Annotated in this window: 12 protein-coding genes; 11 read left to right on the top strand and 1 reads right to left on the bottom strand. The window is 64.7% G+C overall.

Annotated features, from left to right (window positions below; translation table 11 throughout):
• Nucleotides 1–19 precede the first annotated feature (19 nt).
• From pyk to AC56LW_RS17915, 9 genes are all read left to right on the top strand, one after another.
• Nucleotides 20–1,468 (top strand): pyruvate kinase, encoded by a 1,449-nt coding sequence (gene pyk, locus AC56LW_RS17955; RefSeq protein ID WP_332532799.1) that lies wholly within the window; start codon nt 20–22, stop codon nt 1,466–1,468.
• A 110-nt stretch (nt 1,469–1,578) separates the two neighbouring features.
• A complete protein-coding gene (gene fba, locus AC56LW_RS17950) occupies nt 1,579–2,643 on the top strand; it encodes a class II fructose-bisphosphate aldolase (protein WP_183556144.1) in 1,065 nt (354 codons plus the stop codon).
• Between the two features lie 149 nt (nt 2,644–2,792).
• Nucleotides 2,793–3,689, top strand: coding sequence for a phosphoribosylaminoimidazolesuccinocarboxamide synthase (locus AC56LW_RS17945; protein WP_499636528.1), 897 nt, complete (start codon nt 2,793–2,795; stop codon nt 3,687–3,689).
• 3 nt (nt 3,690–3,692) lie between these two features.
• Complete coding sequence (purE, locus tag AC56LW_RS17940) at nt 3,693–4,190, top strand: 5-(carboxyamino)imidazole ribonucleotide mutase (RefSeq protein ID WP_332532801.1); 498 nt, start codon at nt 3,693–3,695, stop codon at nt 4,188–4,190.
• Between the two features lie 4 nt (nt 4,191–4,194).
• Entirely contained in the window at nt 4,195–5,394 is a 1,200-nt protein-coding gene (locus tag AC56LW_RS17935; RefSeq protein WP_499636526.1) for a 5-(carboxyamino)imidazole ribonucleotide synthase, read from the top strand.
• A gap of 2 nt (nt 5,395–5,396) precedes the next feature.
• Entirely contained in the window at nt 5,397–6,428 is a 1,032-nt protein-coding gene (locus tag AC56LW_RS17930) for an L-threonylcarbamoyladenylate synthase (protein WP_499636524.1), read from the top strand.
• A gap of 259 nt (nt 6,429–6,687) precedes the next feature.
• On the top strand, nt 6,688–8,049 hold the full coding sequence (locus AC56LW_RS17925) for an SGNH/GDSL hydrolase family protein (protein ID WP_499636522.1): 1,362 nt from the start codon (nt 6,688–6,690) through the stop codon (nt 8,047–8,049).
• A 69-nt stretch (nt 8,050–8,118) separates the two neighbouring features.
• Nucleotides 8,119–8,802: an OmpW/AlkL family protein gene (locus AC56LW_RS17920; RefSeq protein ID WP_332532805.1), complete on the top strand. Its 684-nt coding sequence runs from the start codon at nt 8,119–8,121 to the stop codon at nt 8,800–8,802.
• 110 nt (nt 8,803–8,912) lie between these two features.
• On the top strand, nt 8,913–10,352 hold the full coding sequence (locus tag AC56LW_RS17915; RefSeq protein ID WP_499636520.1) for a serine hydrolase domain-containing protein: 1,440 nt from the start codon (nt 8,913–8,915) through the stop codon (nt 10,350–10,352).
• Between the two features lie 52 nt (nt 10,353–10,404).
• On the opposite strand, the gene AC56LW_RS17910 is transcribed toward AC56LW_RS17915, so the two are convergent.
• The gene (locus AC56LW_RS17910; RefSeq protein ID WP_499636518.1) at nt 10,405–12,504 is read right to left on the bottom strand and encodes a putative bifunctional diguanylate cyclase/phosphodiesterase; all 2,100 of its coding nucleotides are present in this window, start codon (nt 12,502–12,504) and stop codon (nt 10,405–10,407) included.
• Between the two features lie 273 nt (nt 12,505–12,777).
• Here AC56LW_RS17910 and AC56LW_RS17905 point away from each other — a divergent pair, with 273 nt between their 5' ends.
• Both AC56LW_RS17905 and AC56LW_RS17900 read left to right on the top strand, forming a co-directional pair.
• Nucleotides 12,778–15,054, top strand: coding sequence for a DOMON domain-containing protein (locus AC56LW_RS17905; RefSeq protein WP_499636516.1), 2,277 nt, complete (start codon nt 12,778–12,780; stop codon nt 15,052–15,054).
• A gap of 431 nt (nt 15,055–15,485) precedes the next feature.
• A complete protein-coding gene (locus tag AC56LW_RS17900; protein ID WP_332532809.1) occupies nt 15,486–15,833 on the top strand; it encodes a hypothetical protein in 348 nt (115 codons plus the stop codon).
• Nucleotides 15,834–15,848: the final 15 nt, after the last annotated feature.

Below are 15,848 nucleotides of genomic sequence, written 5' to 3'. Positions count from 1 at the left end.
TTTTTTACAAGGACACTTCATGTACCGTGGCACCAAGATCGTCGCAACCATCGGCCCAGCATCGACCGACTTCGATATTCTCGTCAAAATGATCCGCGCCGGCGTCGACGTCGTACGCCTGAATTTTTCGCACGGGAAGGCCCAGGATCATATCGACCGGGCCACCTTGGTACGCCGTGCTGCCGCCGAGTGCGGCCGTGAAGTGGCCATCATGGCCGACATGCAGGGTCCGAAGATCCGCGTCGGCAAGTTTGAAGAAGGCAAGATTTTCCTGACCAATGGCGACCGGTTCATCCTGGATGCCAAGTGGGGCGAGAACGGCGAACTGGGCAACCAGGAGCGCGTGGGCCTCGACTACAAGGCGCTGCCGCGCGACGTCAAGCCGGGCGACAGGCTGCTGCTCAATGACGGCCTGATCGTGCTGATCGTCGACCGCGTCGCTGGCCACGAAATCTGCACCACCGTCAAGGTCGGCGGCGAGCTGTCGAACAACAAGGGCATCAACCGCCAGGGCGGTGGCCTGACCGCGCCGGCCCTGACGTCCAAGGACATGGAAGACATCAAGACCGCGATGAGCTTCCAGGCCGACTACCTGGCCATTTCGTTCCCGAAAAGCGCGACCGACATGGAAATGGCGCGCCAGCTGGCCAATATCGCCGGCGAGCCGTACGGCCACAAGCCGATGATGATCGCCAAGATCGAGCGCGCCGAAGCGATCCCGCTGCTGCAGGAGATCCTGGATGCGTCGGACGGCATCATGGTTGCCCGTGGCGACCTGGCCGTCGAAGTGGGCAACGCTGCCGTGCCGGCGCTGCAAAAGCGCATGATCCGCATGGCGCGCGATTCGAACAAGCTGGCCATCACGGCGACCCAGATGATGGAGTCGATGATCGTCAACGCCGTGCCGACCCGCGCCGAAGTCTCGGACGTCGCCAACGCCGTGCTCGATGGCACCGACGCCGTCATGACCTCGGCTGAGACTGCATCGGGCAAGTACCCGATCGAAACCGTCGAGATGATGGCCGCGGTCTGTCTCGAAGCCGAGATGTCCGAATACAACAAGATCGACGTCGATTTCCTCAACAAACAGTTCACCCGCATCGACCAGACCATCGCGTACGGTACGCTGTTTACCGCGCATCACCTGCGCGTGAAAGCGATCGTGGCGCTGACCGAATCGGGCTCGACCGCGTTGTGGATGAGCCGTCACAGCATCGACACGCCGATCCTGGCGCTGACCCCGCTCAAGACGACCGAGCGCAAGGCTTCGCTGTACCGCAACGTGCGCGCCTTCCACCTCGAGCAGGAAGGTGGCAGCCACGCCGTGCTGCGCAAGGCCGAAGAGCTGTTGATGAACGAAGGCTACGTGCGCAAGGGTGACCTGATCGTGGTGACGTGGGGTTCGCCGATGGGCGAAGCCGGCGGCACCAATGCGCTCAAGATCGTGCGTGTGGGCGAATATGATTAACGGGATGGGGCGCCGCGCCTGATGCGTTCACGGCATGCCGGCAGTTGGGCATGCCGCGCTCGGCACGCGCCACTTCCCGACAAGTTTCTTTATTGTTTTGGAGTACTACCATGGCACTCGTATCACTGCGTCAGTTGCTGGACCACGCCGCCGAAAACGGCTACGGCCTGCCGGCATTTAACGTCAACAACCTCGAACAGGTGCAGGCCATCATGGCTGCCGCCGACGCTGTCAACAGCCCGGTGATCATGCAGGCATCGGCCGGCGCGCGCAAGTACGCGGGCGAAGCCTTCCTGCGTCACCTGATCGACGCTGCTGTCGAAGCCTATCCGCACATTCCGGTCGTCATGCACCAGGATCACGGCCAGTCGCCGGCAGTCTGCATGGCTGCGATCCGTTCGGGTTTCTCGTCGGTGATGATGGACGGTTCGCTCGAAGCCGATGGCAAGAGCGTCGCCAGCTATGAATACAACGTCGCTGTCTCGCAAGAGGTCGTCAAGTTCGCGCACTCGATCGGTGTGACCGTCGAAGCCGAACTGGGCGTGCTCGGTTCGCTCGAAACCATGATGGGCGACAAGGAAGACGGCCACGGCGCCGACGGTGCCATGACCCGCGAGCAGCTGCTGACCGACGTCGACCAGGCCGCCGACTTCGTCAAGCGCACCCAGTGCGACGCGCTGGCAATCGCCATCGGTACCTCGCACGGCGCGTACAAGTTCACGCGCAAGCCAACCGGCGACATCCTGGCAATCGACCGCATCAAGGAAATCCACGCGCGCATCCCGAACACCCACCTGGTGATGCACGGTTCGTCGTCGGTGCCGCAAGAGCTGCTGGCAATCATCCGCGAATTCGGCGGTGACATGAAAGAGACCTACGGCGTGCCGGTCGAAGAGATTCAAGAGGGCATCAAGCACGGTGTTCGCAAGATCAACATTGACACCGACATTCGCCTGGCGATGACGGCAGCGATTCGCAAGTACATGTTCCAGAATCCGTCGAAGTTCGATCCACGCGACTACCTGAAGCCGGCGCGCGAAGCGGCAATGGACGTGTGCAAGGCGCGCTTCCTGTCGTTCGGCTGCGAAGGCCAGGCTGACAAGATCAAGCCGATCCCGCTGGACAAGATGGCCGAGCGCTACAAGGCCGGCGAGCTGTCGCAGATCGTTCAATAAATCGTAGGGATGGCGGCAACGCCGCCATCCCCGGGTTCGATCGCCCGCGTCGCAAATTGACGTAAAATATCGCATTGACCAGGCTTTACCGCCTGACTTTCACAACCGGCGGCCCGTTCCGCCGGTTCCGCTTTCCTGATACCCCATCTATGAACAGCCTCTACCAATCCTCCATTCAGTCCCTGCCACTGCTCGGTCACGGCAAGGTGCGCGATAACTACGCCGTTGGCGACGACAAGATCCTGATCGTCACCACCGACCGCCTGTCGGCCTTCGACGTGGTCATGAACGAGCCGATTCCCGGCAAAGGCAAGGTACTGAACCAGATGAGCGATTTCTGGTTCGAGAAGCTCGGCCACATCGTGCCGAACCACCTGACCGGCGTTGCGCCGGAAAGCGTGGTCGCGCCGAACGAGGTTGAGCAGGTGGCCGGCCGCGCGGTCGTGGCCAAGCGCCTGAAACCGATCATGGTCGAAGCCGTCGTGCGCGGCTACATCATCGGTTCGGGCTGGAAGGATTATCAGCAAAGCGGCGCCATCTGCGGCATCTCGCTGCCAGCCGGTCTTCAGCAAGCTGAAAGGCTGCCGGAACCGATCTTCACGCCAGCCGCCAAGGCCGATCTGGGCGAGCACGACGAAAACATCTCGTTCGCCCAGATGGAAGAAAAAATCGGTGCCGAACTGGCCGCCAAGATGCGCGACATCAGCATCAAGCTCTACACGACCGCCGCCGAATACGCGGCCACGCGCGGCATCATCATCGCCGATACCAAATTCGAATTCGGCCTGGACGACAACAACGTGCTGCACCTGATGGACGAAGTGCTGACCGCCGATTCGTCGCGCTTCTGGCCAGCCGACTCGTACGCGCCGGGCATGTCGCCACCGTCGTTCGACAAGCAGTTCGTGCGTGACTATCTCGAAACGCTGACCGAGTGGCCAAAGACCGCGCCGGCGCCAAGCCTGCCGCAAGACGTCATCGACAAAACCCAGGCCAAGTATTTCGAGGCCATCGAACGCCTGACCGGCGAAAAGCTGAAGGCATAAGTGATGACCGAGCAATCCAAGCCGCTCGTCGGCGTCATCATGGGCTCATCGTCCGACTGGGACGTGATGCAGAACGCGGTCGCGATCCTGAAGCAGTTCGGCGTGCCGTTCGAAGCGTCGGTGATTTCGGCGCACCGCATGCCGGACGAAATGTTCACCTACGCCGAGACAGCCCGCGCACGCGGCCTGCGCGCGATCATCGCCGGCGCCGGCGGCGCGGCGCACCTGCCTGGCATGGTGGCCGCCAAGACCATCGTGCCGGTGCTGGGCGTGCCCGTGCCATCAAAGTACCTGCGTGGCGAAGACTCGCTGCTGTCGATCGTGCAGATGCCCAAGGGCGTGCCGGTGGCGACGTTCGCCATCGGTGAAGCGGGTGCCGCCAATGCAGCGCTGACCGCCGTGGCGATCCTCGCTGCCAATGACGAGGCGCTGGCCGACAAGCTGGAGCAGTTCCGCCGCGACCAGACCGCCGCCGCCCAGGCCATGACCTTACCTGTTTGATCCGATGACCCAAGCGCAGCAGACTTCTCCAATTCTTCCATCGGCCGATCCGTCCACCTGGCTTGGCGTGATGGGTGGTGGCCAGCTTGGCCGCATGTTCGCGCATGCCGCGCAAAGCATGGGCTACCAGGTCGCCGTGCTCGAGCCGAGCGCCGATTGCCCGGCCGGGCAGGTTGCTGATCGCACCATCGAAGGCAACTACGACGATGCAGCGGCGCTGGCCGAACTGCGCACGCTGTGCGCCGCCGTGACGACCGAGTTCGAGAACGTCCCGGCCGACAGCCTGCAACTGCTGGCCGAAGGCAGCTTTGTCGCACCGGGCGCGTCGTGCGTGTCGATCGCCCAGGACCGCATTGCCGAGAAGCGTTTCTTTGTCGAGTGCGCGCCAGCCTCGAAGGTGATGCCGGCGCCGCACAAGACGATCGCCTCGCACGCCGACATCGACGCCATTGGTGACGACCTGCTGCCGGGTATTTTGAAAACCGTGCGCATGGGGTACGACGGCAAGGGCCAGGTGCGCGTGCGCACGCGCGACGATGTGCGCGCGGCGTTTGACGATATGGATGGCGTGACCTGCATGCTCGAAAAGATGCTGCCGCTGGCCTATGAAGTGTCGGTACTGACCGCGCGCGGCCATGACGGCGCCTCGGTCGTGTACCCGATCGCCGAAAACGTGCATCGCGACGGCATCCTGTTTACCACCACCGTGCCGGGCCCGAACGTGTCGCCCGAATGCGCGCGCCAGGCCCAGGATGCGGCGCGCGCCATCGTTGACCAGCTGGGTTACGTCGGCGTGCTGTGCATCGAGTTCTTCGTGCTCGACGACGGCACGCTGGTCGTCAACGAGATGGCACCGCGCCCGCACAACAGCGGCCACTACACGTTAGATGCCTGCATCACGAGCCAGTTCGCGCAGCAGGTGCGCGCGATGGCCCGCCTGCCGCTGGGCGACGTGCGCCAGCATTCGCCGAGCGTCATGCTCAACATCCTGGGCGACGTGTGGTTTGACGGTGACACTGACAACACGCGCGAACCGGCCTGGGACCGCGTGCTGGCGCTGCCGGGCGCCAACCTGCACCTGTACGGCAAGGACGACCCGCGCCGCGCCCGCAAGATGGGCCACGTGACCTTCGTTGCGCCGACGCTCGGCGAAGCGCAGACCAGTCTGCGCGCCGCCTGCGCCATCCTCGGCATCGAAGCGTAACCATGACCGACCTGCAGATCGACCAGTCGGTCATCGACACCGCTGCCCGCCTGCTCGAAGCGGGCGAGCTGGTCGCGTTTCCGACCGAGACCGTGTACGGCCTGGGCGCCGATGCCGAGAATCCGGCTGCGGTGGCCGCCATCTACGCGGCCAAGGGCCGGCCGCAAGACCATCCCGTGATCGTGCACCTGGCGCCGGAAGCCCCGCTCGATTACTGGGCCTGCGACATCCCGGCCGAGGCGGGCGCGCTGGCCGCGGCCTTCTGGCCCGGCCCGCTGACGATGATCCTGAAACGCGCGCCGAACATTCCCGATGCCGTCAGCGGTGGCCAGGACACGGTCGGCCTGCGCTGCCCGTCGCACCCGGTAGCGCTGGCGCTGCTGCGCGCGTTCAAGGGTGGCAAGGGCGGCATCGCCGCGCCGTCGGCCAACAAGTTCGGGCACGTGAGCCCGACGCTGGCCGATCACGTCATCGACGAATTCGCCATGGACGACACGGTGGCGATGGTGCTCGATGGCGGAGCGTCGCAGGTCGGCATCGAGTCGACCATCGTCGACCTGTCGCGCCTGGACACGCTCGGCCCGGTGCTGCTGCGCCCTGGCCACATCAGCGCCGAGGCAATTGCGGCCGTGATCGACCGCCTGCCGGCCGCAGCCGATGCAGCGGCACCGCGCGCCTCGGGCACGCTCGAATCGCATTACGCGCCACACACGCCGGTGGCGATGCAGGCGCGCGCGGTGCTGCTCGAGACCATCGAGCAACTGCACGCTGCCGGGCGCAAGGTCGCGCTGATCCACGTCAGCACCATGCCGGAAACCCACGCCGCGCAGCGCCTGCCGCCGCAGCCAGCCGGCTTTGCCCACGCGCTGTACGCCGCGCTGCGCGCGATGGACGGGCAGGGCGCCGACGTCATCCTGGTCGAATCACCGCCGCAGCAGGGCGAGTGGCTGGGCGTCAACGATCGCCTGCGCCGCGCTGCGCATGGATCGACGGGCATCGTCCACGGATTGCTCAACAGTCAACCAAACGTTTAATTCAAATCAACGAATCGATTGATGGGGCGTAAGTACGTCACAACTTACCGCCCCCCGTTACAAATTCCCCACTTTCTGCCGGTATCAGGCTGGTTATAATCCGACCCCAATAGCCAGACCCATCGGATCTACTAGGTACGAATCGCATCATCCATTGAAGCAATGGATTTTGCTATACATGGGTAATGAACGCTGGCATAGTAAGCAGGCAGCGAATAGCACGAGCGTTCGTTTAGAAAAAATCAACTCAGGAGACACAATGCGTCAAACCAAATTTGCGCTGGCCGTGCTGACGGCAGCGCTGCTGACCGCGTGCGGCGGCGGCACGAGCCCGGCGGGCGGCGACCAGGCCACCAAGGTCACGTTCACCAACCAGGTCTCGTTCGGCGACAGCCTGTCGGACGTCGGCACCTACCGTGTCGGCGCCGTGGCCGCCGCCGGTGGCGGCAAGTTCACCATCAACGGTGACAGCACTGCCAAGAGCGAAGACCTGAACGGCAAGATCTGGCTCGACTTCATGGCCGCCCAGCTCAAACTGCCGGCGCCATGCGCTGCGCAGACCGGTCTGCAAGGTGACGCATCGCTCGGCTTCTCGGTTCCGATCGTCAACCATCCGAATTGCTTCAACTACGCCCAGGGCGGTTCGCGCGTGGTTAATCCGATTGGCCCGGGCAATGCCGCGACCGGCTCGCCGATCGGCGAAATGACCACCCCGATGGTCACCCAGATCGCCAACCACCTGGCCAAGACCGGCAACAAATTTACCGGCACCGAGCTGGTGACGGTCCTGTCGGGCGGCAATGACGTGCTGATGCAACTGGCCGCCGTGACCAGCGCCGGTACCGCTGCCGGTGCGCAGGCCTTCGCCGGTGCCCTGGCTACCCGCCTGGGCGCCACCGCGACCAACCCGCAAACCGCCACCCAGGCAATCCTGGCCGCGATCGCCACCGAGAATGCCCGTCCAGGCAAGACCGATGCGACGCTGGTCGCCGCTGCCGTGCGCGCTGCCGCCACCCAGCCGGGCAACTCGGCTGTTGCCGCACCTGCCGTGTATGGTCCGCTCGTGACCGCCGCGCAAGCGGACGGCACTGCTGCCGGCAACACCGCCGCGACCGCCTATGCCACCACCAACGCCACCGCGATGGTAACGGCGCTGGGAACTGCCGGTGCGCAGATGGCTGGCCTGGTCAAGACCGAACTGCTGGCCAAGGGCGCGAAGTACGTGATCGTTGCCAACCTGCCTGACGTGGCCAGCACGCCGACCGCGAAATCGCGTCCGGCTGCGATCCAGTCGCTGGTCGCCGCGATGGTCAATGCCTTCAACACGCAGCTCAAGGCCGGCCTGGGCGCCGACGATGCGCGCGTGCTGTACTCCGATCTGTACTCGGTCAGCAACGACCAGGTGAAAAATCCTGGCCCGTATGGCTTGACCAACACCAGTACCCCGGCGTGCGCCAACAACGCGCTGGGTGGGACCTCGCTGATCTGCACCGCCAACAACACGGTGGCAGGTGATGTGAGCCGCTACATGTTCGCCGACGGGATCCATCCGACCCCGTTCGAGAACGACCTTATCGCCCGCTACGTCTTCAAGGACATGGCTATCAAGGGCTGGCTGTAAGCAGGTTCTCAGCAACGAGCGGCGGGCCTGCCCTGGCGGCGGGCCCTCACACATCTATCAGGAGAAGTCATGAAAGTTCGTTTTAGCAGTATCGCCAAGGTTGCGGGTGTGGCTGCCGCACTGGCGTTCGCCACCGGCGCAGCAGCGCAATCGGCCGGCCAGATCACCGCCAAGGTCGGTTTCAACCGCCTGATGCCGAAGGTCGAAAGCGGTGACATCAGCGCGCCGGCACTGCCAGGCACCAAGGCCGACGTCGGCAACGACATGCAGCCAGTGCTCATCCTGTCGTACAGCTTCACCGACAACCTGTCGGTCGAGGGCGCCCTCGGCACGCCGTACAAGCACCAGATCTACGGTGCGGGCGCGATCGCCGGCGTGGGTTCGGTGGGCACGGTCGAAGCACTGCCGCCGACCGCGTTCTTCCAGTATCGTTTCTTCGCGCCGACCGCGGCCTTCCGCCCGTTCATCGGCGTGGGTCCGACCTACGCGTACTTCATGAAGGAACGCGGTTCGGGCAAGCTGACCTCGATCACGAACCCGGGCAGCGATGTGCCGACCACGTTCAAGATCGACAACAAGCTGACCTACAGCGCGCAAGTGGGCATCGCGATGAACTTCGACGAGCGCTGGTTTGCCGACGCGACGGTCATCAAGACGCGCCTGCGCACCGACGTGCACTTCTCGACCGGCCAGACCCAGTTCATGAAACTGGATCCGGTGGCGATCGTGCTGGCGGTGGGTTACAAGTTTTAAGCACGGCGCAAGCCGCATGACGAGAGCCCGCCGCGTGCGGGCTTTTTTCATGGCGCGACAGTGCTTCAGCTGTCCGCTATACTTTCTGATCGCCAATTCCGACGCTTCCGATGACACGATTTCACCGTATCGCCACCTGGCCGGTATTGGCCGCTTTAGCGTTCCCTGTTGCCGCTGCAGCGACTGACAACGCGCACCGCATCGCCAGCATCGAGCGGGGCCTGCGGCCTGCTCAGGCACTGGCCGGCGCGCCGGTGCCGCTGAGCACGCTCGAGGGTGAGATGCATCGTCTTCACGTACCTGGCTTGAGCATCGCCGTCATCGACGGAGGTCGCCTGGCATGGGCCAAGGGCTATGGCGTGGTTGGTCCGGGCGGCGGGCCGGTAACGCCGGAAACGCTGTTCCAGGCCGCATCGATCAGCAAGCCTGTTGCAGCGTTTGGCGCCATGACGCTGGTTCAGTCGGGAAAGCTGGACCTGCACGCCGATATCAACACGCAGCTGCGCAGCTGGAAATTGCCTGCGGCATTTGGCGGCGCGCCAGTGAGTCCCTTGCAACTGCTGTCGCACACCGGCGGCCTGAATGTCAGTGGGTTTCCCGGGTATGCGCCGGGAATGCCGGTCCCGACCGTGCTGCAGGTTCTGGACGGCGCGGCGCCTGCCAACACGGCGCCGGTACGCATGGCGTCACCACCGGGCAGCGCGTGGCAGTATTCGGGCGGCGGCTACACGGTGTTGCAGCAGCTGATGACCGACGTGGCTGGCCAACCTTTCGAGACGATCATGCAAACGCGCGTGCTGGCGCCGTTGGGAATGCCATCCAGCACTTTCAGCCAGCCAGCCAGCGCCGCCATCCTCGGGAAGGCAGCATTGCCGCATGACAGCGCCGGCACACCGTATGCCGGTGGCCCGTCCACCTATCCGGAGCTCGCTGCGGCCGGCATGTGGACGACGCCAAGCGATCTGGCCCGCTTCGTCATCGGCGTTCAGGCATCTGCGGCGGGGCGCAGCAAGGTGCTGACGCAAGAGAACGCGCGCAGGATGCTCGCCGCGGTCCGTAACGATTACGCCCTCGGCTTCGAGACCGCCGGCAGCGGCGCCGCCGCATCGTTTGCCCATGGTGGCAGCAACCGCGGGTACCAGAACTATCTGTTTGGCTACGTCGATGGCGGCCGTGGCGCGGTGGTGATGACAAATGGCGACGCTGGCGATGAAGTGGCACGCGCGACCATGCGTGCCATCGCCGCGGAGTACGGCTGGCCCAGCTATCAGACCGTACTGCGCGCAGCAGTGCCGATCGACGCCGTGATGGCGCAACAGATGACCGGGAAATATGCGATTCCCGGGTTGGGTGACTTTGACATCACCGTGCAGGACGGACAGCCGATGTTCTGGATCAAGGCGGGCCAGGGGGAGCGCCTGTACCGGCAATCGGCAACGCGTTTTTTCGTGCTGTCGCAACAGCTTGAATTGCGCTTCGATGCGCTGCCTGGCGATACGGGCCAGATCGTCGCCGGGCCGTTCGACGTACGTTTCAGGCGCGTACCGTAATCACTGGCGACGCTCGTGAAAGTCGGAACGCACGGGGACAGGCACGGCGCCCTCAGTGCATGCCGGTCACGTACTGCGTGAATGTCTCGCCACTCATGGCCTGCTGGTACAGGAAGCCCTGGTAAAGATGGCACCCCGCATCGGCCAGGAACTGGCGCTGGCCCGCCGTTTCCACGCCTTCGGCCATGACCTCCAGGCCCAGGCTGTCGCCCAGCGCGATGATCGAACGCACGATCGAGGCGTCGTTCTGGTCGGTGAGCACGTCGCGCATGAACGAGCGGTCGATCTTGAGCTGGTCCAGCGGCAGCTTGCGCAGGTAGGCCAGCGACGAGTAGCCGGTGCCGAAGTCGTCCAGCGAAAATGACAGACCCTGCCGTTTGAGCGCGCCCATCGTCTGCGCCGCCAGCGTGAAATCGGTGACCACCAGGCTTTCGGTCAGCTCGAGTCTGAGCCCCGACGGCTGCACGCCGGTTTCGGCAAAAATGGTCTCCAGCAGCGCGACGAAATCCGGTTCGGTGAACTGGCGCGCGCTGACGTTGACCGACAGCGTCAGGGCGGCTGTTGCCGGCTGGCGCTGCCAGCGCGCCAGTTCGCGGCAGGCAGAGCGCATGACCCAGGCGCCGATCTCGATGATGAGCCCGCTTTCTTCGGCGATGCGGATGAACTCGGCCGGCAGCAGGACCTTGCCATCGGGCTGGCGCCAGCGCAGCAGCGCCTCGGCGCCGGTCACGCGCCCGAAGCGGTCGAGCTGCGGCTGGTAGTGCAGCATGAATTCGTGGCGCTGCAGCGCGCGGCGCAAGCGGTTTTCGAGTTCGGCGCGCGCGAGCCATGCGGCCTGCGCTGTCGGGTCATGGAAGCGGAACGTGTTGCGCCCGGCCGCCTTGGCCTGGTACATCGCGGCGTCGGCCTGGCGCAAGGTCGATTCGACCGTGTCTTGCTGGCCGCACAGCGTGACCACGCCGACGCTGACCGACAACGCGTAATGCAGGTCGCCCAGCTGGAACGGCGCTGCCAGCGCTGCGACCACCTTCCTGGCGACGGTCTCGGCTTGCGCCGCGGCCACCGCGCGTGATTCGTCGACGGGCCGGATCAGCACCACGAACTCGTCGCCGCCCAAGCGCGCCACCATGTCGGTTTCGCGCACACAGCCTTCGAGGCGGCGCGCCACCGCTTGCAGCAGCAGGTCGCCGGCGGCGTGGCCCTGGCTGTCGTTGAGGTACTTGAAGTTATCGAGGTCGCAGAACATCAGCGCGCCGCACTTGCCGCTGCGGGCGCTGCCAACGAGCGCGCGGCGCAACTGGTCGAGCAGGTTGGCGCGGTTGGGCAGGTCGGTGAGATGGTCGAAGAACGCCAGGCGGAAGATCTTTGCTTCGCTGGATTTGCGCTCGCTGATGTCGGTGCCGATCACCAGGATCTTCTGGCATGCGCCCGGCACGGCATCGGGCACGAGCAAGGTCCAGCGGGTATCGGTGTCGACCTTCGAGCCATCGCGCCGCACATGGGCCAGTTCGCCCGACCATTCGCCATCGGCCAGCGTGTGTGCAAAGGCGGTTTCGTAGTGAGCCTGTTCGTCGCACAGCAGCTCGCCGAAGCGCTTGCCCATCGCCTCCTGCGCGCTCCAGCCGTACAGGCGCTCGGCGCCATGGTTCCAGTAGCTGATGCGCGAGGCCATGTCCATCGCAATGATCGCGTCACGCGCCTGCTGCAGGAACGATGCCTGCTCGAGCATCACCAGATCGGCATGCTTGATCCGCGTGAAATCGGCCAGGAACCCTTCGAGCATGCCCGCCTGCCGGTTCAGGGCACCTTGTTCCCAGATCCACCGGATGCGGCCGTCGGCAGTGCGGATCCGGTACGTGACCTGGAAGGGCTGGTTCTGGGCCAGGGCGATCGCCACCGACGCATGCATCTGGTCGCGGTCTTCCGGCAGGATGATGCTGGCAAACGACAGCCCCGGCTGGGTGGTAAACGCCGCGGCCGAGTAGCCGGTCACTTTTTCGATGCCGTCGCTGACGAACACCATGCTCCACTCGCTGTCGTTGCGACAACGGTAGGCCGCGCCCGGCAAGTTACTCAGCAGCAGGTCGAGCGACAAGGCATCGCTGCGACTGGCTGCGGACGGATCGGATACTGGTTGCGTCAAGCTCATCATGCCTCTGCCGTGAATCGCGCCGGCCTGTGCAGGCCATGCAACATGCATTCGATGGTAGCGCAAATCGGGCCGCTGGCAAGTCCCGAGTACGAGTGACCAGACGAATCGTCATCAGATGCATTCGGTATGCCACGCAAGGTGACGCGGCCTGGGCAAGTTGTCACAATTGAACAGCGCCAGAGGTATCGCGGGCGCGACGTCGGCGGCGTCGAAAAGTGTTCTCTTTGGCAAGTCGCATGCTAGACTGTGCGGCCCATTTTCATGGTGACACGCATGTCTCCCGCCTCGTTTGCCTGCCTCGGCTTGTTGCTCTGTGCTGCCCTGCATGCGTTCGATGCGCATGGCAGCGGTCTGCGCGCGCTGCGCATCACGGCGGGCGACACGCCCGTCATCGACGGCGCCCTGGATGACCCCGCATGGCGCCGCGCGCCCGTCTACCAGGACTTCCACAAGCACCAGCCACGCGACGGCGCGCCCGCGCCTGGCGCCTTGAAGACCAGCGTGCAGGTGCTGGTCGACGACGGCGCGCTGGTGTTCGGCATCCGCGCGTGGGATGACGCGCCGCACCTGCGCCGGGGTCTGCTGGCGCGGCGCGACAAGGTCGGCGTCGACCAGGATTTCATCGGCATCTGGATCGACCCGGCCGGCCATGGCCGCAATGCCCAGTTCGTGCGCATCAACACCACCGGCGTGGTCAGCGACGGCATCCACCGCGCCGAGGATGACGAATCCGATCTGGGGCCGGATTTCCCGGTCGAGACAGTCGTGACCATCCTGCCCGACGGCTACAGCATGGAAGTGCGCTGGCCGCTGTCGAGCCTGCGCTTTCCGTATGCCGATGGCCGCAACTGGCGCCTGATGGTCGAGCGCAGCATCCCGCATGCCGACGGCATGCTCCTGGTGACGGCGCCATGGCGGATCGATGCGCTCAGCCACCTGAGCTTCCTGCAGGAGATCGACGGCATGGAGACTACCGTGGCAGCGGTGCGCGACCGCCGCTTCCTCGAGCTGCGCCCCGAACTGACGGTGCGCAGCGAACGCGCCGCCATGCCGGGCACGCGCACGCGCGGCAGCCAGGCCGAACTGGGCCTGGAAATCAATGCCCGGCCACGCGCCGACTGGGTGTTCAACGCCACCATCAATCCCGATTACTCGCAGGTCGAGATCGACGAGCCGGTGTCGCAGGGCGCCGGTAATATCGCGCTGTCGCTGCCCGAGAAGCGCGGCTTCTTCCTGGAGAGTGCGGACGTGCTGGGCTTGCCACTGCCGGCCTTTTATTCGCGGACCGTGAACGACCCCGAATACGGCCTGCGCGCGACCTGGCGCGGGCCGCATGCCGACGCCACGGCGATGAGCCTGCGCGATGAGCCGGGTGGCCTGATCCTGCGTGGCAAGCCGTACGAAACGCTGGAATACGGGCAGACCAAACGGACGGTCGCGAGCCTCGTGCGTGCGCGCTGGCACGGGGAAGGCTTGCTGCTGGGCGCGTTTGCGTCGCAGCGCGACTACCACCGTTTTGGCGGCAACGACGTCGTCGGCGTCGATGCCCAGTGGCGCGGCGAAGGGGCGGATGGCGAGCAGCAGCAACTGTCCGGCGTGGCGATGGTGTCGCGCACGACCGCGGGCTTTGTCGACGATGATGTACCGGCGCGGGTGGCGGGGCGCTCGGGCGGCTACCTGTGGGGGAAATCCCTGCACAAGACCGAACGCTGGTGGTACGAGGCCGAGGTCGAAGCGATCGCGCCCGGCTTCGTCAACGACAACGGCTTCGTGCCACAAGCGGGGATCGCCCGCGCCACCGGCTCGATCAACCGCATCCTGGGGCCGCAATCCCTGGGAGGGCTCGAGCTGTACGAGTTCGAGACTTACCTGGTCCTGCACGAGATGCGCACGCTGGCCGATCGGGTGACAGGGCAGGCCGGCGGCGAAACAGTCGAGCGCAAGCTGCGCCCCGGCGTCTGGCTGGCCGCGACCCGGCGCACGGGCGTGTGGGCCGAGCTGGGCTTCGACCGCCAGCGCGCGCGGCCGCTGGGACGCCTGCACGATACGCGCGTCATCAACGTCGGCATCGAAACGACACCCGCGCCGTGGGTCTCGAAGATCGCACTGGAAGCAGCGCTGGGGCGCCAGCTGGACGCCGATGCCGACCGCGTGGGGCCGGGCGGGAACGTGATCCTGGACGTGGGCCTGCGCTTTCCCTTGCCGCGCGGCTGGTCCCTCGAGCTTGATCAACATGTGAACCGTGCCTGGGTCCAGGGCACGCTGGGCCAGCCGGCATTCTCCGACACGGCCTGGCGCGCGCTGGCCATCGTCCATTTCAGCCCGCGCGATTCCGTGCGGCTGCTGGCGCAGAACACGTGGGCCGCACGGCGCGACGATGGCGTCACGCAGCTCGAGGCATGGAACGACCGCCAGGTGCACCGTTCGCTGCTGTACCGCTACCAGTGGCGCCACGGCCGCACCGTGTCGCTGGGGATCGTCGACGACAAGCTGCCGCTGGTGGATGAACGGAGCCGGTCGCTGACCTTCAAGCTGCAATGGGAAGTGTAACCGCCATCAAAAGCCGGGGTCAGGTCTGACATTCGGACACGACTTCAGCCCTAGTCGCTCAAAAGCCGGGGTCAGGTCTGACATTCAGACACGACCTCAGCCCTAGTCGCTTGACTGAGCGGGGCATTGAGATTCCGACACCGTTTTAATCGATCCGCCCGGAATTATCGCTTTCAGGAAATCAAAAAACGGATGCTAGTGCAGAGGCCGTGTCCGAATGTCAGACCTGACCCCGCTTTTGCCGCTTGACCCCGCTTTTGCCGCTTTTGTTTTCAGTATCAAACGATCCGCCCGGAATTATCGCTTTCAGGAAATCAAAAAACTGATGCCAGCGTAGAGGCCGTGTCCGAATGTCAGACCTGACCCCCCGCTTTTGTTTTGCGATGCTGGCGTGCGCTACGCAACCTGTGGCTCGGTGCTATGCTTGTGCCATGACTACTGATACCGATATTGAACTGTCCGGCGCCTTTCAGGCCAAGGACAGCAACGGCCGTACCCTCGACGTCAAAGAGATCCGCATTTTTGACGAGGGTTACGGGATCATCGATGTGTACGTGGAGTTTGCTGCCAAGCTCGATCCTGATGCCTATAAGGATACTGTCCTGGTCCGTCAGCTCGTCGAGCGCCTGCGTACGCTTGGGTATGTGGGGCCTGACTTCGGCCACAGCGACCCGGGCCTGCAGGAAAGCCGTCTGATCGTGCTCGAGGCACCGGAAGAATTTTCGGCGTTCGCCAAGAGCCGTGGCTGGAAGAATCTGGCGGAAGAGTTCGACGAGTAAGCTGCGGCAACGTGG

It is taken from the genome of Telluria sp. LT2P80 (genome assembly GCF_059685955.1).
This window is presented reverse-complemented; position numbering and strand designations above follow the sequence as displayed.

What these genes read in the sequence shown, in the direction of transcription:
- pyk (WP_332532799.1), top strand. Translation starts at nt 20, where the DNA reads ATGTACCGTGGCACCAAGATCGTCGCAACCATCGGCCCAGCATCGACC.
- AC56LW_RS17910 (WP_499636518.1), bottom strand. Translation starts at nt 12,504, where the DNA reads ATGATGAGCTTGACGCAACCAGTATCCGATCCGTCCGCAGCCAGTCGC.
- AC56LW_RS17920 (WP_332532805.1), top strand. Translation starts at nt 8,119, where the DNA reads ATGAAAGTTCGTTTTAGCAGTATCGCCAAGGTTGCGGGTGTGGCTGCC.
- AC56LW_RS17905 (WP_499636516.1), top strand. Translation starts at nt 12,778, where the DNA reads ATGTCTCCCGCCTCGTTTGCCTGCCTCGGCTTGTTGCTCTGTGCTGCC.
- AC56LW_RS17930 (WP_499636524.1), top strand. Translation starts at nt 5,397, where the DNA reads ATGACCGACCTGCAGATCGACCAGTCGGTCATCGACACCGCTGCCCGC.
- purE (WP_332532801.1), top strand. Translation starts at nt 3,693, where the DNA reads ATGACCGAGCAATCCAAGCCGCTCGTCGGCGTCATCATGGGCTCATCG.
- AC56LW_RS17915 (WP_499636520.1), top strand. Translation starts at nt 8,913, where the DNA reads ATGACACGATTTCACCGTATCGCCACCTGGCCGGTATTGGCCGCTTTA.
- AC56LW_RS17925 (WP_499636522.1), top strand. Translation starts at nt 6,688, where the DNA reads ATGCGTCAAACCAAATTTGCGCTGGCCGTGCTGACGGCAGCGCTGCTG.
- fba (WP_183556144.1), top strand. Translation starts at nt 1,579, where the DNA reads ATGGCACTCGTATCACTGCGTCAGTTGCTGGACCACGCCGCCGAAAAC.
- AC56LW_RS17900 (WP_332532809.1), top strand. Translation starts at nt 15,486, where the DNA reads ATGACTACTGATACCGATATTGAACTGTCCGGCGCCTTTCAGGCCAAG.
- AC56LW_RS17945 (WP_499636528.1), top strand. Translation starts at nt 2,793, where the DNA reads ATGAACAGCCTCTACCAATCCTCCATTCAGTCCCTGCCACTGCTCGGT.
- AC56LW_RS17935 (WP_499636526.1), top strand. Translation starts at nt 4,195, where the DNA reads ATGACCCAAGCGCAGCAGACTTCTCCAATTCTTCCATCGGCCGATCCG.